Origin of the sequence: Hyphobacterium sp. SN044, from assembly GCF_021864465.1 — a bacterium.
In the GTDB taxonomy this organism is placed as follows: Bacteria; Pseudomonadota; Alphaproteobacteria; order Caulobacterales; family Maricaulaceae; genus Hyphobacterium.
Genome location: NZ_JAKKUV010000012.1, coordinates 641 through 17,865, shown reverse-complemented (window position 1 = coordinate 17,865; position 17,225 = coordinate 641). Strand labels below are relative to the sequence as shown.

Here is a 17,225-nt window from a genome sequence, read left to right as displayed (position 1 = left end):
CCCGTTTATTCGCCGAGATCGAGGCCCTTGGCTTTCGCCTTTGCGCGGATGCGCGTGTGCACGATGCCGAGGAATGCACTCATCACGACCAGTGCCGCAAACGGCCAGACCCCGGCCAGCGCATTGGCGATCAGCGCCAGGATCACGCACCACCCGGTCGCGGCGGCATAGGCCAGCGCCACGCGCCAGTGCGGCAGCCCCAGGCGCACCAGGATCTGGTATCCATGGCTGCGGTGCGGCTGGGTGATCTTGTAGCCGGCCCGGACCCGCGCAAGCAGCGTCAGCAGGATATCGACGAGCAGCGGCAACATCAGCAGCGGCACGAGAAGGACGCTGATCCCGTCCTGGGCCGTCACCGCATTGAGCCCGGCGACCGCAAACCAGCCTCCGATCGCCAGCGCCCCGACATCTCCGAGGAAAAGCCGGGCATTGGGGGCATTCCACGGCAGGAAGCCGATCAGAGCCGCCGTGAGGAAGAGGCCGGCAGGCTGGCCAGAGACGAGCGTCAGTCCAAGACCGGCAATCGCCATCGCACCCGCCACAAGCCCGTTCGACCCGTCGGCGAAATTGACGACATTGATCGCGACGAAAACCCAGAGCGCCGTCCCCGCAAGGCCGATGGCGAAGGGCAGGGTCACGGACGCAAACCCGAAATCGATCGCGGCGACCGGCCCGGCGGCAAAGGCCGCGGCCAGCGAAACCGCCATCAACGCGAGGAATTTCTCCGCCGCTCCGGCGGAGATCAGGTCGTCAATGAAGCCCAGAAGCCCGGCTGCCGCCATGACGGCGAGTGCCACGCCGACGCCCGGCGGGGCCTGCGAAACGAATGTCCAGGCAATGGCACAGGCGGCGACCGCCGCAACAATCGCCAGACCGCCGCTGCGCGGGGTCGGGTTGGTATGGCTCGACCGATTGTTCGGATGGTCCAGAATACCGGCATGGCGCACCATCCAGGCCATGGCGAAGCTGATCGCAAAACCGAGCGGAAGGATCAGGGCATAGGCGGTCATGCGGCGTTACTTCCCCCCAGCATCACGGGCTGGATCAACCAGTCGGCATGACTGGCGGCGATCCGAATTCCGGCTTCGACCGCCGCTTCCTTCGAATCGAACAGCGCGAAACAGGTCGAACCGGACCCGGTCATACGGACGAGACGCGCCGCAGGCAATTCCTCAAGCGCTTTCAGGACTTCGCCCACCGCGCCGGCCGCGGTGACGGCGTGCGGCTGAAGATCGTTTCGCCCCGCCGCGACGGTTCCGATAGCCTGTTCGGCTGTCTCGCAAGCGGGTGTTCCCATCGCCGCGATCGGCTGAGGGTCATTGTCGTAGAGCGCGAAGATCCGGCCCGTCGAAACGCTCTGCCGCGGATTGACCAGCAGCGTCGGAAGCGCTGGCCAGGTCTCGAGCAATTCCGTGCGTTCACCCCGGCCGCGCATCCGCAGGGGCCGGGAAAAAACACAGGCCGGCACGTCCGAACCGATCTCGGCGCCGAGCCCCGCCAGCATGTCTTCCGGCCAGTCGAGCTCCCACAGCCGGTTGAGGCCGCGCAAGGCCGCTGCGGCATCGGCGGACCCGCCGCCGAGACCTGCTCCCAGCGGAATGGACTTGTCGAGCCGGATCCGCGCGCCCGGCGCATTGATGCCTGCCGCGATCGCCAGCGTTTCGGCCGCCTTCAGAACGAGATTGCCGTCCTCGGCGCGGAGCGTCTCCGCCCCTTCGCCGCTGATCTCCAGGGACAGCGTATCGGCGGCCTCAAAAGTCAGCCGGTCGCCCCAGTCGGCGAACACGACAAGGCTGTCGACCGGGTGGTAGCCATCCGGCCGGACCGGTCCGACATGGAGTGTCAGATTGAGCTTCGCCGCCGCGAATTCACGGGTCACGGAGCCTCGGGCCCCTCCGCCAACGCGGTTTCGGGAAGCGCCGGTACGACGCCGGTTTCCAGCCGCGCGTTCAGCGCCTCGATTTCATCGGGATCAGGATCGAGCTCGAGCGCGCGCTGCCACTGGAAGCGGGCTTCGACGCCGCGGCCAACCTGCCAGTAGGCATCGCCGAGATGGAAGTTGATCGTCGGGCTGGCGGGGTCGAGTTCCGCGGCGCGTTCGAGGTGGCGGACAGCCTCCTCATATTCGCCGCGCACATAATGCGCCCAGCCGAGACTGTCGACGATATAGCCAGCATCGGGTTCCTGGGCGGCCGCGGTGCGGATCATCGCAAAGGCTTCCTCGATATTCCGGCCCTGCGTCACCCAGACATAGCCGAGGTGGTTGAGCACATCCGGCTCGTTCGGACTGATTTCGAGTGCGCGCAGGAACAGCGCCTCGGCTTCGTCCCAGCGCCCGAGCTGATCGAGGACAGCGGCCCGGAAGAAGTAATAGCGCCAGTCCGGCGCCTGTCCCGCGGCTTCGTACTGGGCGGCGATCTCTTCATAGAGCGCGGCGGCCTGTTCAAGCTCGCCATTGGCCCGCGACAGGTCGGCCAGAAGGGTCAGGGCTTCAAGATCGCCGGTCTCGTCGGCCAGACGCCGGACACCGGCGCGCGCCCCGTCGGGATCGCCGGAGCGGGCCTGCAGCCAGAGACGCTCGATCCGCGCGCTCATCCAGAACGGGCCGCGCGGCACCGCGTCGAACGCATCGAGCGCAGCCTCGCTGAACCCCATGCGGTCGAGCGATCCGCCCATCAGGATCAGGGTCGGCGCATAATCCGGGTCGAGCCGCTGCGCGAGGCGCAGATAGAGAATGGAGATTTCCATGTCGGCCTGTGCGGCCACGGCCGCCGACGGCCCCAGAATGGCGCGGGAGGCCATCTGTGACAGGCTGAGGGAACGCGGCGCACGGCCCCCCGACCGGACGCGCTCTAGATCGGCTTCGATACCGGGATCACCCGGCGCTTCGGCCAGCGACGCGACGTAGAGCGCTTCGGCTTCGGCCTGACGGCCCTGCCGCTCGAGGAAGGCTCCATAGAGCTCAACGGTGACGCGGCGATAGCTCGCCCCGGCCATCGCCTCCTGATAGGCCGCCTCCGCCTCGTCATTGCGGCCAGCGCGATCGAACAGCAGCGCCTTGTGCATCGTCACGAAGGGCGCGGAGAAACCCGGCGCATTCATCATGTCGGCGCTGGCGATCGCCTCGTCGAAATTGCCGGTCGAGGCCAGCGCCCAACCGCGCAGCATGTCGGCCAGAAGCTGGTTGAACGGGCCGTAATTGCCGTCTTCGAGCCAGGCGGCCGCTTCCCGCCCGCGTCCGGCGCGCAGATCCGCTGCGGCGAGGTGCAGCCGCGCCAGTCCGCTTTCGTCCGCACCGGTCACGGCGAGGCGTGCCGCATCGGCGGAGCGCTGCATGTCGCCCGCAATCGTCGCGGCCAGGAAGGTTCGATCGGCAAGGAAGACGCTGCCCGGTTCGTGACCGAGCGCGGCGGCGAAATAGTCCGAGGCGATGTCGAGATCCTGCGTCGTCCCGGCGAAGCGCGCCGCGAGGAAGGCGCCATAGGCCGACTGTGTCTCTTCGGCCGGATTGTCGGATTCGGCATAGTCACCGGTGGACGCACAAGCGCCAAGCACACAGGCCGCACCGGTCAGAACGGTCAGGAAACGAAGTGTCATGGGCATCATGCTGCGCCGCCCGGAACCGGGCGGCAAGCCGCCCTCCTCACATGTTGACGTAGATCGGGCCGCCGCCACCTTCCGGCGTCGTCCAGTTGATGTTCTGGTTCGGGTCCTTGATGTCGCACGTCTTGCAATGGACGCAGTTCTGCGCGTTGATCACGAAACGCTCCTCGCCGGAGGTTTCATCCTTCACCCACTCATAGACGCCGGCCGGGCAATAGCGCGCCGACGGTCCGGCATAGACTTCGAGCTCGCTCGTCTTCTGCAGCTCCATGTCCTTCACCTTGAGGTGAACCGGCTGGTCCTCCTCGTGGTTGGTGTTGGACAGGAAGACCGAGGACAGCTTGTCGAAGGTCAGAACGCCGTTGGGCTTGGGATAGGCGATCTTCTGGTGCTGGTCGGCGGGTTCCAGCGCCTCGGCATCGGTGCCGCCATGGCTCATCGTGCCGAAGACCGACATGCCGAACAGCGTGTTCGTCCACATGTCGACCCCGCCCAGCATCACGCCGATGAAGGTGCCGAATTTCGACCAGAGCGGCTTGGCGTTCCGGACCTTTTTCAGATCCTTCGCCACCCATGAAGTCTCGTACGCCTCTTCATAAGCCGTAAGCGTGTCGCCCTGACGGCCGGCCTTGATCGCCTCGAAAGCGGCTTCGGCGGCCATCATGCCGGTCTTCATTGCATTGTGGCTGCCCTTGATGCGAGGCACGTTCACGAAACCGGCCGAGCAACCGATCAGCGCCCCGCCCGGGAAGGCGAGCTTCGGCACGGACTGATAACCGCCTTCGGTGATCGCGCGCGCGCCGTAGGAGACGCGCTCGGCGCCCTCGAACGTGCCCCGAATGTCGGGGTGTGTCTTGAAGCGCTGGAATTCCTCGAACGGCGCAATCCACGGATTCTTGTAGTTGAGGTGCACCACGAAGCCGACGGAGACGAAATTGTCGCCCCAGTGGTAGAGGAAGCTGCCACCACCGGTCTTGTTGTCGAGCGGCCAGCCCATCGTATGCTGTACGAGGCCCGGCTTGAAACGCTCCGGCTTCACCTGCCAAAGCTCTTTCAGGCCGATCCCGTATTTCTGCGGCTCGCTGTCGCTGTTGAGCCCGTATTTTTCCAGCAGCACCTTGGCGAGCGATCCGCGCGCGCCCTCCGCGATCAGCGTGTACTTGCCGCGCAATTCCATGCCCGGCTGGTAGCCGTCCTTGTGGCCGCCATCGCGCGCCACACCGAAATCGCCGGTCACGACGCCCTTCACGACATCGTCCTCGATGACGAGACCGGCCGCCGGGAAGCCCGGATAGATTTCAACGCCCATCGCCTCGGCCTGCTCGGCCAGCCATTTGCAGATATTCCCGAGCGAGCCTGCATAGCAGCCGTGATTGCTCATCAGCGGCGGGAACATGAAGTTCGGGAAGCGGAAGCCGCCTTTTTCGTTGAGGTAGTAGAAGCGGTCGTCCTTGACCTCGGTGTCGAGCGGCGCGCCGCGCTCCTTCCAGTCCGGGAAGAGCTCATTCATGGCCTTCGGGTCCATGATCACACCCGACAGGATGTGCGCCCCGACCTCGCCGCCCTTTTCGATAACCGCGACATTGATCTCCTGGCCCTCCGCTTCCGCCTGCTGTTTCAGGCGGATGGCGGCCGAGAGGCCGGCCGGTCCCGCGCCGACGATGACGACGTCATATTCCATCGACTCGCGTTCAACGCCGGTATCGGCCATGTCGGTCTCCCTCAGATGCTGATGGCACGGTTTGCTGTTGGCCCGTCTTAGCTTAGCTTTCTGCCTTCATCTAGGCCGCAGGGCCTTCTCCGACCATTCCGGACCCGAACCGATGCCGCCCGCCGCCGATCCGCGCGAAACCGCCCTGAAAAGCCTCACCGCCTGGTGGGCCGATATGGGTATCGAGCCGGACCTGCCGGTCAGCGCGCCGAAGCCGCGTCCCCGAGCCCCGGAACCGGCAGCCAGGCGCGCGCCTCCGCCTGCCATGCAGGCGGCACCCGCGACGGCGGCCGCCGCCCGTGCCGCCGGCTATGGCGAGAAGGCCGCCGACGAGGCCGAGGCGCGCAAGGTCGCCGCGAAAGCGAAGACAATCGCAGACCTGAAAACCGCCATCGAGGAATTCGAGGGCAGCCCGCTGAAGCGCACCGCGCGCAACACGGTCTTCGCCCGCGGCAATCCGGAAAGCGGGCTGATGATTGTCGGTGAGGCCCCCGGCAAGGACGAGGACGAACAGGGCGAGCCCTTCGTGGGAAAGTCCGGCCAGTTGCTCGACCGCATGTTCGCGTCGATCGGGCTCGACCGCGAGACCGATGTCTACGTCTCGAACATCCTCAACTGGCGCCCGCCCGGCAACCGCAGCCCGACGACCGAGGAAATCGCCCTCGCCCTGCCCTTCATCGAGCGGCACATCGCGCTGGTGAAACCGAAGATCGTGGTGTGTGTCGGCGGCGTCTCGGCGCAGGCCCTCCTGCGCGCCTCGGTCGGCATCATGCGCCTGCGCGGCCGCTGGGCGGAATACAGCCTCAAGGACGAGAAGTTCGAACCGGGCGAACACATCCCCGCCCTGCCGGTCTTCCACCCGGCCTATCTCCTCCGCCGCCCGCAGGAAAAGAAGCAGGCCTGGCGCGACCTGCTGATGCTGCAGAAGCGGCTGGAGGAAACGGGTTAGGCGTCATTCCGGCGAAAGCCGGAATCCAGAAAGACCGCAAATCTGGACCCCGGCTTCCGCCGGGGTGACGCAACTACTCAGTTCGCCGTGATGTGGCTGACCTGCAGCGTCAGGACACCATCATTCTCGAACTGGGCGCCCGCTGCGAACACGACCGAGAAGTCGGGGTTTTCAGCGGGAATCATCGAGAAATAGACCGACCCGCGATCCGTCTGCGCCGCGACTTGGCCGAAGGCGGCTTCGAGAGCCGCGGCATCGGACCCAAGCCCCACGCCCGACACGGTCAAAGATCCGAACTCCGCCGCCGGGCAGCCGTCGAATTCGGCCCCGGAGGGATCGGATGCGACCGCCACGCCAGTAACGGCATGGTCGGTTCCGCCCATTTCGCCGTTCGAGATCACCCATACACGCGAGTCCGGCAGCGTATAGCAAAGCCAGTATTGCGAGGCCGCCGCGTCGCCCGCATGGGACACGTCCCCGCCGGCGAAGGCCGCCACTTCGGCAAGCGTGGTCATTTCGAATGTGACTTCGAAATCACCCAGCATGGCGGCCGCCGGCGGCGTCACGCCCGTCGAGCTTGTCTCGGCGTTTTCAATCCAGTCCCAGCTCGGCGGCTCGCAGCACGATTGTGCATGGGCCACGCCGAAGGAAACCGCTGCCATTGCGGCAGCCGCGATTGTCATGCGCAACATGTGGAGAGCCCTCCCCCAAAAAAGAGAACGGCGACTCCATACGCCTGAAATTTTTCTGCGGCGAGAGGGATTCCAAGCCAGGTCTTGACTTTCATTCAACCATTAAGTTGAATGATGGCATGCAAGCGCTCGACACGATCTTCAACGCCCTGTCCGATCCCACGCGCCGCGCCATTCTCGACGGGCTGATGCGCGGCGAGGCGCGCGTCACGGAGATCGCCGAACCCTTCGAGATGTCGCTGAACGCCGTGTCGAAACACATCCGCGTGCTGGAAGACGCCGGGCTCGTGACCCGCCGGAGGGAAGGCAAGGAGCATCGCATCGCCTTTTCCCCGGAACCTCTGGACGCGCTCGCGCGCTGGATCACCGGGAAACGTGCGCTCTGGAATGGCCGGCTCGACCGGCTGGAAGCCCTGCTCAGCGAGGAACCGAGGCAATGACCGATACGAATCTCGACCATGGCAGTTTCACCCCGCCAGGCACGCTGCGATTCGAACGCCTCCTGCCCGGCCCGATCGAGAAGGTCTGGGCCTATCTCGTCGAACCGGATCTGCGCGCGCAATGGCTGGCGGCGGGCCATATGGACCTCAAGCCCGGGGGGAAGGCCGAGCTGATCTTCCGCAATGGCGAACTGACCGGGCCCGACGACCGGCCGCCGGAGAAATATGCGAAGCAAGGCAATTCCGAAATCCCGACGAAAGCCGAGATCGTCGAGGCCGTCCCGCCGCGCCTGCTGCGGTTCAAGTGGGAAGAAGGCAATGACGACTGGTCCGACGTGACCTTCTCGCTCGAGGAGGACGGCGACCGCGTCCGCCTCATCCTGATCCACACCGATCTCGCCAAGGTCGATTCCCAGGCTGGCGTTCTGGCCGGGTGGCACGCCCACCTCAACCTGCTGCGCTCGGTGCTGACCGGCGAGGCCGAACTGCCCTTCTGGGCCACGCTGGAACGGCTGGAGGCGGAATACTCGACCCGCTACGGCCTGCCGATCTGACATCGGCGTCCTGATTTTTGTTCTTGTATTGTTCCTTCTCTAGGAACATTATCCTCGCCCATGAGCGAGGACCGGAACGACCCTGTTTACGAACCCCTTCCCGACGCGGAAGGCCCGCCCGCCCGCATGGAAGATGCCGGCGGCACGGCCTTCTTCACCGGCACGTCCCAGCCCTTGATCCGTGGCCGCGGCGCGCGGTCGAACGTCACCGGGCGATACGAGAAATTCGCCTATGAGCCGTTCGACGACGGCTGGAGGGAAGACGATGCCGTCCCGCGCCAGCTGCGCACCGTCACAATCAAGGACACGTCCCGGACGATCGTGAACAAGAACGACAGTCCGGACATTTCCTTCGACTGGTCGATCAACCCCTATCGCGGCTGCGAGCATGGCTGCATCTATTGCTATGCCCGCCCCAGCCACGCCTATTGGGGCTATTCGCCCGGCCTTGATTTCGAGAGCGTCCTGTTCGTGAAGCCGGACGCGCCGAAGCTTCTGGAAGAACGTTTCCTGCACCCGAAATACCGGCCCGAGCCCATCGTGATCGGCGCCAATACGGACTGCTATCAGCCGATCGAGCGCGAGCAGCAGATCACCCGCGAACTCCTGAAGGTCTTCGCCCGCTTCAATCACCCGGTCAGCCTGATCACAAAGTCGGCGCTGATCCTGCGCGACCTCGACATTCTCGCGCCCATGGCGGCGAAGGGTCTCGTCCGGGCGGCCATCTCGGTGACAACGCTCGACCGCCGCCTGGCGCGGGACATGGAACCCCGCGCCGCCACACCCGCCAAGCGGCTCGACGCGATCCGCGGTCTTAGCGAGGCGGGCATCCCGGTGACGGTGATGGCCGCGCCGGTCGTCCCGGCGCTGACCGACCGGGAGCTGGAGAAGATCCTCGAAGCCGCCGCCGAGGCGGGCGCAAAGAGCGCGGGCTATGTGCTGCTGCGCCTGCCGCAGGAGATCAAGGACCTGTTCAAGGAATGGCTGGCGACAACGCGCCCGGATTCCGCCAGCCATGTGATGAGCCTGATCCGCCAGACGCGCGGCGGGAAGGAATACGATTCCAGCTGGGGCAAGCGCCAGCGCGGCGACGGCCCCTATGCCCAGATCATCGCCCGCCGCTTCCGCGCGACCGTGGAGCGCATCGGCCTGAACCGCCCCGCCCCCGGCCTGCGCGTCGATCTCTTCCAGCGCCCGCTCGGCTCGAAAAATCAGGCCGCGCTGTTCTGAGCCCTGGCCGCGATCCGGAATAGGCCGGCCGAAAGCAGGAAGGCGAGGATGAAGACGCCGTTCGCCCCCAGCACCTCGATCAGCTCATGGCCCGTTTCCGCGCCGTATCCGACCGCCAGCGCGATGCCCGTGATGATCGCCTGAACGACCGCCGCCGCGATCAGAGTCCGCGCCATTCCGTCGGCTTCCAGCCGGACGATGACCGCCCCGCCTGCCAGCACCGCGAACACCGCGGCGAACAGGAGGTTCACCGGATCGCTTTCCGCGCCGATGATCCCGACCGCCAACACCGACCAGACGAGAAGCAGGCCCGCCCCCGCGGCAATCCCGCCCGCGATCCGGTAGGTCCAGTTCGCCGACTTCCGGAAGATCGCTTCCATGGCAACGCCCGTGGCACCGAGCAGGAAGGCCGCGGCGAGAAAGTCGCCCGGCGTCCAGTTGACCTCGTCGGTGAACTGCATCGCGATCAGCGGCAAGAGCAGCAGCGTGATGGCCCCGCCCCATCCGGTCACGCGAAGGATCGTGTCGAGGCGATGCGTATCTGCGTGCGTTTGATGCATTCGACCACTCCCGGTCCGATCACCGTCCTGGCCCGATATAGCACCGGGCAGAATTAAATTTGAAATTGCGCAACGTCTTCAATGCAGGCAGTTTTATCTGTGGGGGTTGGGGATGATGCGCATATTTCTGGTTCTGTTGGCGTGCGGATTTCTGAGTGCCTGCGAAGCACTGCAGTCTCAAGCCGCCGAGCGGATGATCGACGAGGAAACCCGGGCGATCGTCGATCTGGCAACCGATGCCGCCATCGCCGGTGACCTGGAACCGGTGCGGCCATTGCTCCACCCGGTCATCCCGGCCGCCTCGATCGATGGCGGATTTGCCGAAATCCTCGCTATCCTGCCCGACGGCCCCCCCGACCGCCGCGGCCTGATCGGCTATCAGTTCTCGAACAATCTGAGAGTTTCGAGCGATGGCAATGTCGAAAGCCGCCGGCGCACGGCCGTGGTCCTGCTGGTTTACGGCGATGACAAGTACGGACTGATCCAGCAGCTTTATGCAGAGAATGACGAACCGCTGCGGATCACCACATTGCGGGTCGTCCTCTATGATCCTGCGGCCTACGCCTCCCCCGAAACCCTGACGCGTGCGCACCAGATTTTCCTCGCCGCGGCGATCGGCGTGCCGGTCTTCGTGATCCTGACCCTGATCGCCATGTACCGGCTGAAACGCGTGAAACGGCGCATCCTGTGGACGCTCTTCATCCTGTTCGCCTGCTACCCCGTCTTCCAGCTGAACTGGACAACCGGCGGCTGGGAGATGCTCGCACCCGCGGTTCGTCAGTCGGGCGCCATCACTCACTATCAGCTCTTCGAGCTCAGCTTTCTCGGCGGTGGCTATTCGCGGGCCGCCGAGGTCGAACCCGCCTTCCTGCTTGCGGCCATACCGATCGGCGCGATCTTTTTCTGGCTGAAGCTGATCACCGTCGGTATCCGCCGGAAGCCGCCGAAAGGCGAGGCAGACGCAGCCGGGCCGGAGCAGGCGATCTCAAACCCGCCAACGCCAGAAAGTCCGGACAGGCCCTGGCCGCCGGAGCGGTGACCCGCCGCCTCTGTGCTGGAGTGACGTCACGGCACCGGGAATCGTTTACCATTTCTATATGAATCCCCCTGCCCTCATCGCCGGTATCGACGAAGCCGGTCGCGGTCCGCTGGCCGGTCCGGTCGTCGCGGCTGCCGTCATCTTCCACCCGCGTCGCCGCGTGCAGGGACTCGACGATTCCAAGCGTCTTTCCGAACGGGCGCGGACGATACTGGCGGCGCGTATCCGTCAGAAGGCCTGGGTCGGCATCGGGATCGCGGAGCCGGAGGAAATCGACCGGCGGAACATCCTTCACGCCACCATGATCGCCATGTGCCGGGCGCTTTGGGCCCTGCCCGTCCGCCCGGACCGGGCACTGATCGACGGCAATCGCGTTCCGGCCCGGCTCGATTGCGATGGCGAAGCGATCGTCGGCGGCGATGCCAGCGTGCCCGAGATTTCTGCCGCATCGATCATTGCCAAGACCGCCCGCGACGCGCTGATGCAGCGCGCCGACACGCGTTGGCCGGGTTACGGCTTCGCAGCCCACAAGGGGTATGGCACCGCCACCCATCTCGCCGCGCTCGCGGAAATCGGCCCCTGCCCGATCCATCGGCTGAGCTTCGCCCCGATCGCCCAGCGCGCACTCGGCTTAACCCCCCGTTAGCCACAACCGCCGGATTCTGTCCCGACAGAAAAACGGGATGGAGCGGGGCGATGCGGGACGATCTTCCGATTGACCAGATTATCGAAGCGGAATGCGTCGACGCGATGCAGGCCCTGCCGGACGAGTGCGTCGATCTGGTCTTCGCGGATCCGCCCTACAACCTCCAGCTCGGCGGTGAACTTCACCGCCCGGACAATTCCCGCGTCAACGCCGTCGATGCCGACTGGGACCAGATCGGCAATCACGACGACTACGATCTCTTCACCTGCGCCTGGCTGGAAGAGGCCCACCGGCTTCTCAAGCCCGATGGCGGCATCTGGGTGATCGGCACCTATCACAACATCTTCCGGCTCGGCACCTTCCTTCAGGACATGGGCTTCTGGATCATGAATGACGTGATCTGGCGCAAGTCGAACCCGATGCCGAACTTCAAGGGCACGCGCTTCACCAACGCCCACGAAACGCTGATCTGGGCCGCCAAGACGAAGGACGCCAAGCCGACCTTCAACTACGCCGCGATGAAGGCGCTGAATGACGGCGTGCAGATGCGTTCCGACTGGACCCTGCCGATCTGCTCCGGCGGCGAACGCCTGAAACTGGCCGACGGCAAGAAGGCCCACCCGACGCAAAAGCCCGAATCCCTGCTGCACCGCGTCCTGCTCGCCACGACCAATCCGGGCGACCTCGTGCTCGACCCCTTCTTCGGATCGGGCACGACCGGTGCCGCCGCGAAAAGGTTGGGCCGTCACTTCATCGGCATCGAGCGCGACAAGGACTATGCCGCGATCGCCCGCGAGCGCATTGCCTCGATCTCTCCGGCGACGCGCGAAGTTCTGGCCGTCACCCAGTCGAAGCGCGCCGAACCGCGCATCCCCTTCGGCAATCTCGTCGAGCGCGGCCTCGTGAAGCCCGGTGACACGCTCTACTGCCCGCGCGGTGAACGCACCGCCCGCGTCCGGGCGGACGGAACGCTGATCTCCGGCCGCTCGACCGGCTCGATCCACAAGGTCGGCGCGGAGATCCAGAAGGCCCCGTCCTGCAATGGCTGGACGTTCTGGCATATCCGCGTGCGCGGCGGCTTCCAGCCGCTCGACACGCTCCGCGCCCAGATCCGTGAAACGATGACCGTCTAGTGCGAACCTCGTACTTCGAGGCCGCCTGACGGCGGCACCTCAGCATCAGGGTCAAGTCTGTTGATTTCCTGATCCTGAGGTGCCCGAAAAGCGAACCTCGAATGACGAAGAAATCAAAGCACCAGCACTTTCCGGAACACGCTCGGCAGCGCATAGCGGCCGAGCGCGTCCAGATCCGCCCACACGCCCTCGCCGGGTTCCCAACCGTCCGGTGCGTCCGCCCGGCGCACCTCAAGCGTCAGCGCGAAATGCGTGAAGACGTGCCGGACCTCCGGCAGGGCGTCCCAGTCGGCCTCTAAGGGCGGATCCGCCTCAGGTGTCTCGGTTGACCAGACAGAGCCCGGAACTTCCATCATGCCGCCGAGCAGGCCGGTTTCCGGCCGCTTGCGCAGCCAGACCTTCCCGTCGCGCTCGATCCGCCAGACGATCCCGCGCCGGACCGGCTTCGCCTTCTTCGCGATCTTTTTCGGGTAGTCCGTCTGAACCCCGGCGGACTGCGCCGCGCAATCGGGGCGCCACGGACAAAGGCCGCAGGCCGGTGAGCGCGGCGTGCAGATTGTCGCGCCCAGGTCCATGATCGCCTGCGCATAGTCGCCGGGCCGGTCCGGGTCGGCGATTTCCGCGGCGATCTCGGTGATTTCCGGCTTGGCCTTGGGCAGCGGCGTCTCGATCCGGAAGACGCGCGTCATCACCCGTTCGACATTCCCGTCGACGACGCTCGACGGCTTGTCGAAGGCGGCGGCCAGAATGGCATTGGCCGTGTAGTCGCCGATCCCGGGGAGTGCCTTCAACCCCTCGAGCGTGTCGGGAAACCGTCCGCCCTGCTCCGCCACCTGACGGGCACAGGCGATCAGATTTCGAGCACGCGCGTAATATCCGAGCCCCGCCCATTCGGTCAGCACATCGTCGTCGGGTGCAGCGGCCAGTGCTTCCACACTCGGCCAGCGGTCGAGGAAGCGGTGCCAGTAGGGCGTCGCGTGCGGCACGGTCGTCTGCTGCAGCATGATCTCCGACAGCCAGACCGCATAGGGATCAGCCACGCGTCCGACGTCCCGGTCGTCGGGCCGGATCCGCCACGGCAAAATCCGCCCGGACCGGTCATACCAGTCCAGCAATTCGCGGCGCAGGCGCGTGATCGTGTCGCGTGACAGCTTTGTCATTGCCGCAGAACTTGTGCGGATGCCCCCTCCCGGACAAGGATGGCGCGCATGAAACCGCCCCGCCGTTCCGTCAGTCTCGAATCCGCCGCCGCGCGCTATCTGGCGCAGCGCCGCGGCAAGGCGGCCTTCGCCGGTCCGCCGAGCGCGGGCCGGGCCGCAGGCAAGATCCTGAAACCGCTTTCCGAGAAATTCGGGCCGGGTGCCGAGGCGCTGGCCCGGCATTGGCCTGAAATCGTCGGCGAGACACTGGCGCAATGGTGCGCGCCGGACTCGATCCGGGGCGGAACGCTCTATGTCACTGCGCGCGGTCCGGCCGCCGCCGTGATCGAGGCGGAATCGCGCCGCATCCTGCAGCGCGTTGCCCAGTTCGCTGGTAAATCCGCTCCAACGAAAATCCGTATCCGGCAAGGCCGGCCGAACCGTCCCGCCGCGGCATCTGCCGCAACACCGCCACACAAAGCGGAAACCGTGCGAGAAGGGGTGGAGACGGACCCGGAAGCCCGGCTAAACTCCGCTCTGGAAAAATTCGGGCGCGGCGTCCGCGCCCGCGAAAGCTGACAGGACAGGAAGCATGACCATGTTCGCCAATCGACGGCTGTTCACGATCGCGGCGCTGGCCGCCACCACCGCTCTGGCCGCCTGCGGCGGAGGCAATGACGCAGGCAATACCTCTGGCACGTCCGGTCCGCGCACCGAGTACGAGCGTGCCGGCGACCGCGCCATCGGCAGCGCCGACGCGCCGCTGACGGTTGTGGAATACTCGTCCGTCGCCTGTCCGCACTGCCGCGACTTCCACGAGGAAGTCTTCCCGATGATCCGTGAGGAATTCATCGAGGACGGCGAAGTCCGCTTCGTCATGCGCGAAATGCTGACCGGCTCCGCGCCGATCGCCATGGCCGGCTTCATGCTGACGCGCTGCGTGCCGGACGATGAGTATTTCGGCATGATCGACCTGCTCTTCCAGCAGCAGATCGCGATCTTCCAGTCCGCGCGTCAGCCGGGCGGCGCCCGCGCCGAACTTCTGTCCGTCGCACGGACCGCCGGATTGAGCGAGGCCGAGTTCGACGCCTGCCTGAACAATGAGGAACACCGCCAGTCCGTGCGGGATGCGCACGATCAGGCGATCGAGGACGGCATCAACTCCACCCCGCTCTTCGTGATCAATGGCGAAATGCTCGAAGCGCGCCGCTCCAATGGCCAGAACGTCTATTTCTGGGGAGACGAACTGATCCTGATCGACGGCGAGCCGGTTCCGGGCCGCGTCGACGAGGACACCTTCCGCACCCTTCTGAACTACATGCTCGCCGAAGCGGGCGGCTCTGCTCCGGCCGGAAACGGCGAAACCGAAGGCGAAGGTGAAACCGGTGAATAAGCTTCTCAGGATCGCAGTGATCGCCGGGGCCGTCGTCTTTGCCGCCCCGGCTCTCGCCCAGGACGAAGCCGCCGCGCCCGCGAGCGATCCCGGCCTCGAACGCGAAGGGGAATGGACGCTCGGCGAGCCCGATGCTCCGCTCCTGATGATCGAATACGCCTCGGTCGCCTGCGGCCACTGCGCCCACTGGTATGAAGACAACTGGGCGATGGTCTCGGATGAGTTCATTTCGACCGGCGAGGTCCGTTTCGTCCTGCGGGAAATGCTGACCGGCGAGCCGCGCCTTGCGATGGCCGGTTTCATGACCGCACGCTGTGCCGACCCGGACCTTTACTTCGACGCCATCCACCTGCTGTTCGAGGAACAGCACGCCATCTTCGAGGCCGCACGCGATGGCGGGCCGCGCGAGCAATATCTCCAGATCGCCGCTGCGCTCGGCATGGATGAGGCGGCCTTCGATGCCTGCCTCGAGAATCAGGACGTGCTTCAGGCCGTTCTGGCCGAGCATGAACAGGCGGTGGAAGATGGCGTTGGCGGAACGCCAACCTTCTTTTTCAACGGCGTGATGGTCAATTCCGGCGCTTCGCCGGAGGGTCAGGGCTGGGTCTGGTACGCGGAAGGCGAGCCGCTGCGAATCGACGGCGATCTTCTCCCGACGGACGGCGGTGCAGACACATTCCGCCGAATCATTCTTCATTACCTGAATCAGGCGGGGGAATGACATCCGCCAGGGGTAGTGATGCGTGAGGGACGGATGGTGACATCCGTCCGGGGTCCGGCGGAGGCACCGTGAAATTCACGGCACTCAAACTCATTGGATTCAAGTCCTTCGTGGACCCGGCCGAGCTGCGCATCGAGCCGGGCCTGACGGGGATTATCGGGCCCAACGGGTGCGGCAAGTCGAACCTGCTCGAAGCCCTGCGCTGGGTGATGGGCGCGACGTCGGCCAAGTCGCTGCGCGGCGCCGGCATGGAAGACGTGATCTTCTCCGGCACCGACGCCCGCCCCTCGCGCGACCGCGCCGAAGTCGTCCTGAATGTCGACAATTCCGACCGCACCGCGCCCGCCCGCTTCAATGACAGCGCCTCGCTGGAAGTCATCCGCCGCATCACGCGCGGCGCCGGCTCACTCTACAAGGTCAATGGCGAGGAGGTCCGCGCCAAGGACGTCCAGCTGCTCTTTGCCGATGCTTCGACCGGCGCGAACTCCCCGGCCCTGGTCCGCCAGGGCCAGATCAGCGAACTGATTGCCGCCAAGCCGGAAAACCGCCGCCGGGTTCTGGAAGAGGCCGCCGGGGTCGCTGGCCTGCGCGCCCGCCGCCATGAATCGGAACTGCGCCTGAAAGGTGCCGAATCGAATCTCGATCGGCTGCAGGACGTGATCGACGACCTCGAAGCGCGCCACGAAGCGCTGCAGCGACAGGCACGCCAGGCCGCCCGCTATCGCAATCTCTCCGGCGACATCCGCGCGCTCGAAGCCGCCCTGTGGCTGAAGCGCTGGCAGGACGCCCGCGACGCGGTGAACACCGCCGAAGCGCGCATGGCCGAAACCCGGTCGGCCGCCGAGGAAGCGATTCGAAAGGCTGCCGCCGCCTCGTCGGCGGCCGAAGCCGCTGGCGCATCGCTCGAACCCGCCCGCACCGCCGAGGCTGAGGCGAGCGCGGCCCTTCGGCGCCTGGAACGCGAGCGCGACACGTTCCAGCGCGATGCCGCTGACATCAGCCGCAATATTGAAGCCCTCGAATCGCGTCTGAAGGACCTGGCTTCCTCGATTGAGCGCGAAGGCGCGCTGCACGAGGATGCGCTGGCCGCCGCCGAACGCGCCGCCGCCGAGGTAAAGGCCCTCGAAGACGCCGCCTCGCACGAGGAAAAGGCGCTCGCCGGCGCCGAAGCCGTGCGCAGCGATGCCGAGGCCCGCCGCCGCAAGAAGGACGAGGCGCTCGATGCCGCCTCCCGCGCCGTGGCCGCGCTTCATGCTGCCCGCGATTCGGCACGCCGTGAGGTCGACAGTCACCGCCAGCGGCTCGAAAAGCTGACGCGCCAGCTCGAAACCGCGGAAGCTGCACGCGCCGATCGCAGCGAAATGTTCGGCGAAGCCCCCGAAACCGCTGAAACCGCCCTGAAAACCGCCGAGGCC

General features: G+C 66.0%; 18 protein-coding genes. 11 read left to right on the top strand and 7 right to left on the bottom strand.

The features are described 5' to 3' along the window. Positions 1-5 precede the first annotated feature (5 nt). The 4 genes from L5876_RS13350 to L5876_RS13335 are packed head-to-tail and all read right to left on the bottom strand — an operon-like array spanning position 6 to position 5,314. On the bottom strand, positions 6-1,010 hold the full coding sequence (locus L5876_RS13350) for a glycosyltransferase family 4 protein (RefSeq protein ID WP_236956856.1): 1,005 nt from the start codon (positions 1,008-1,010) through the stop codon (positions 6-8). After that, entirely contained in the window at positions 1,007-1,879 is an 873-nt protein-coding gene (locus L5876_RS13345) for a 4-(cytidine 5'-diphospho)-2-C-methyl-D-erythritol kinase (protein ID WP_236956855.1), read from the bottom strand. The genes L5876_RS13350 and L5876_RS13345 overlap by 4 nt, the downstream gene beginning before the upstream one ends. Continuing rightward, positions 1,876-3,597, bottom strand: coding sequence for a tetratricopeptide repeat protein (locus tag L5876_RS13340; protein ID WP_236956854.1), 1,722 nt, complete (start codon positions 3,595-3,597; stop codon positions 1,876-1,878). The genes L5876_RS13345 and L5876_RS13340 overlap by 4 nt, the downstream gene beginning before the upstream one ends. Before the next feature lie 46 nt (positions 3,598-3,643). Then, positions 3,644-5,314, bottom strand: coding sequence for an electron transfer flavoprotein-ubiquinone oxidoreductase (locus tag L5876_RS13335; RefSeq protein ID WP_236956853.1), 1,671 nt, complete (start codon positions 5,312-5,314; stop codon positions 3,644-3,646). 112 nt (positions 5,315-5,426) lie between these two features. Between L5876_RS13335 and L5876_RS13330 the strand changes: the two genes are divergently transcribed. Continuing rightward, complete coding sequence (locus L5876_RS13330) at positions 5,427-6,263, top strand: uracil-DNA glycosylase family protein (protein ID WP_236956852.1); 837 nt, start codon at positions 5,427-5,429, stop codon at positions 6,261-6,263. Between the two features lie 77 nt (positions 6,264-6,340). On the opposite strand, the gene L5876_RS13325 is transcribed toward L5876_RS13330, so the two are convergent. After that, positions 6,341-6,955: a hypothetical protein gene (locus tag L5876_RS13325; RefSeq protein WP_236956851.1), complete on the bottom strand. Its 615-nt coding sequence runs from the start codon at positions 6,953-6,955 to the stop codon at positions 6,341-6,343. A gap of 119 nt (positions 6,956-7,074) precedes the next feature. On the opposite strand from L5876_RS13325, the gene L5876_RS13320 reads away from it, so the two are divergent. The 3 genes from L5876_RS13320 to L5876_RS13310 are packed head-to-tail and all read left to right on the top strand — an operon-like array spanning position 7,075 to position 9,179. After that, entirely contained in the window at positions 7,075-7,395 is a 321-nt protein-coding gene (locus L5876_RS13320; RefSeq protein ID WP_236956850.1) for a helix-turn-helix transcriptional regulator, read from the top strand. Further along, on the top strand, positions 7,392-7,949 hold the full coding sequence (locus L5876_RS13315; RefSeq protein ID WP_236956849.1) for an SRPBCC family protein: 558 nt from the start codon (positions 7,392-7,394) through the stop codon (positions 7,947-7,949). The genes L5876_RS13320 and L5876_RS13315 overlap by 4 nt, the downstream gene beginning before the upstream one ends. A gap of 60 nt (positions 7,950-8,009) precedes the next feature. Further along, a complete protein-coding gene (locus tag L5876_RS13310) occupies positions 8,010-9,179 on the top strand; it encodes a PA0069 family radical SAM protein (RefSeq protein WP_236956848.1) in 1,170 nt (389 codons plus the stop codon). Here L5876_RS13310 and L5876_RS13305 read toward each other — a convergent pair. Beyond that, on the bottom strand, positions 9,161-9,739 hold the full coding sequence (locus tag L5876_RS13305; RefSeq protein ID WP_236956847.1) for a hypothetical protein: 579 nt from the start codon (positions 9,737-9,739) through the stop codon (positions 9,161-9,163). The genes L5876_RS13310 and L5876_RS13305 overlap by 19 nt on opposite strands. Before the next feature lie 112 nt (positions 9,740-9,851). Between L5876_RS13305 and L5876_RS13300 the strand changes: the two genes are divergently transcribed. The 3 genes from L5876_RS13300 to L5876_RS13290 are packed head-to-tail and all read left to right on the top strand — an operon-like array spanning position 9,852 to position 12,557. Beyond that, complete coding sequence (locus tag L5876_RS13300) at positions 9,852-10,778, top strand: hypothetical protein (protein WP_236956846.1); 927 nt, start codon at positions 9,852-9,854, stop codon at positions 10,776-10,778. A gap of 58 nt (positions 10,779-10,836) precedes the next feature. After that, positions 10,837-11,424 (top strand): ribonuclease HII, encoded by a 588-nt coding sequence (locus L5876_RS13295; RefSeq protein ID WP_236956845.1) that lies wholly within the window; start codon positions 10,837-10,839, stop codon positions 11,422-11,424. A 50-nt stretch (positions 11,425-11,474) separates the two neighbouring features. Beyond that, positions 11,475-12,557, top strand: coding sequence for a site-specific DNA-methyltransferase (locus L5876_RS13290; protein WP_236956844.1), 1,083 nt, complete (start codon positions 11,475-11,477; stop codon positions 12,555-12,557). Between the two features lie 113 nt (positions 12,558-12,670). Here the strand turns inward: L5876_RS13290 and mutY are convergent, their stop codons facing one another. Further along, a complete protein-coding gene (mutY, locus tag L5876_RS13285) occupies positions 12,671-13,717 on the bottom strand; it encodes an A/G-specific adenine glycosylase (RefSeq protein ID WP_236956843.1) in 1,047 nt (348 codons plus the stop codon). 48 nt (positions 13,718-13,765) lie between these two features. Between mutY and L5876_RS13280 the strand changes: the two genes are divergently transcribed. The 4 genes from L5876_RS13280 to L5876_RS13265 form a co-directional block, all read left to right on the top strand. Continuing rightward, positions 13,766-14,275: a DUF721 domain-containing protein gene (locus tag L5876_RS13280; RefSeq protein WP_236956842.1), complete on the top strand. Its 510-nt coding sequence runs from the start codon at positions 13,766-13,768 to the stop codon at positions 14,273-14,275. 13 nt (positions 14,276-14,288) lie between these two features. Next, positions 14,289-15,089: a thioredoxin domain-containing protein gene (locus tag L5876_RS13275; protein ID WP_236956841.1), complete on the top strand. Its 801-nt coding sequence runs from the start codon at positions 14,289-14,291 to the stop codon at positions 15,087-15,089. Next, entirely contained in the window at positions 15,082-15,810 is a 729-nt protein-coding gene (locus L5876_RS13270; RefSeq protein WP_236956840.1) for a thioredoxin domain-containing protein, read from the top strand. Before L5876_RS13275 ends, L5876_RS13270 begins: the two co-directional genes overlap by 8 nt. A gap of 68 nt (positions 15,811-15,878) precedes the next feature. After that, positions 15,879-17,225: AAA family ATPase (locus L5876_RS13265; RefSeq protein ID WP_236956839.1), on the top strand; the 1,347-nt coding region annotated here is incomplete at its 3' end.

Coding starts and splice junctions, on each gene's coding strand:
- L5876_RS13330 (WP_236956852.1), top strand. CDS start 5,427: ATGCCGCCCGCCGCCGATCCGCGCGAAACCGCCCTGAAAAGCCTCACC.
- L5876_RS13325 (WP_236956851.1), bottom strand. CDS start 6,955: ATGTTGCGCATGACAATCGCGGCTGCCGCAATGGCAGCGGTTTCCTTC.
- L5876_RS13295 (WP_236956845.1), top strand. CDS start 10,837: ATGAATCCCCCTGCCCTCATCGCCGGTATCGACGAAGCCGGTCGCGGT.
- L5876_RS13305 (WP_236956847.1), bottom strand. CDS start 9,739: ATGCATCAAACGCACGCAGATACGCATCGCCTCGACACGATCCTTCGC.
- L5876_RS13275 (WP_236956841.1), top strand. CDS start 14,289: ATGACCATGTTCGCCAATCGACGGCTGTTCACGATCGCGGCGCTGGCC.
- L5876_RS13290 (WP_236956844.1), top strand. CDS start 11,475: ATGCGGGACGATCTTCCGATTGACCAGATTATCGAAGCGGAATGCGTC.
- L5876_RS13350 (WP_236956856.1), bottom strand. CDS start 1,010: ATGACCGCCTATGCCCTGATCCTTCCGCTCGGTTTTGCGATCAGCTTC.
- L5876_RS13300 (WP_236956846.1), top strand. CDS start 9,852: ATGATGCGCATATTTCTGGTTCTGTTGGCGTGCGGATTTCTGAGTGCC.
- L5876_RS13280 (WP_236956842.1), top strand. CDS start 13,766: ATGAAACCGCCCCGCCGTTCCGTCAGTCTCGAATCCGCCGCCGCGCGC.
- L5876_RS13340 (WP_236956854.1), bottom strand. CDS start 3,597: ATGACACTTCGTTTCCTGACCGTTCTGACCGGTGCGGCCTGTGTGCTT.
- L5876_RS13320 (WP_236956850.1), top strand. CDS start 7,075: ATGCAAGCGCTCGACACGATCTTCAACGCCCTGTCCGATCCCACGCGC.
- L5876_RS13315 (WP_236956849.1), top strand. CDS start 7,392: ATGACCGATACGAATCTCGACCATGGCAGTTTCACCCCGCCAGGCACG.
- L5876_RS13310 (WP_236956848.1), top strand. CDS start 8,010: ATGAGCGAGGACCGGAACGACCCTGTTTACGAACCCCTTCCCGACGCG.
- L5876_RS13335 (WP_236956853.1), bottom strand. CDS start 5,314: ATGGCCGATACCGGCGTTGAACGCGAGTCGATGGAATATGACGTCGTC.
- mutY (WP_236956843.1), bottom strand. CDS start 13,717: ATGACAAAGCTGTCACGCGACACGATCACGCGCCTGCGCCGCGAATTG.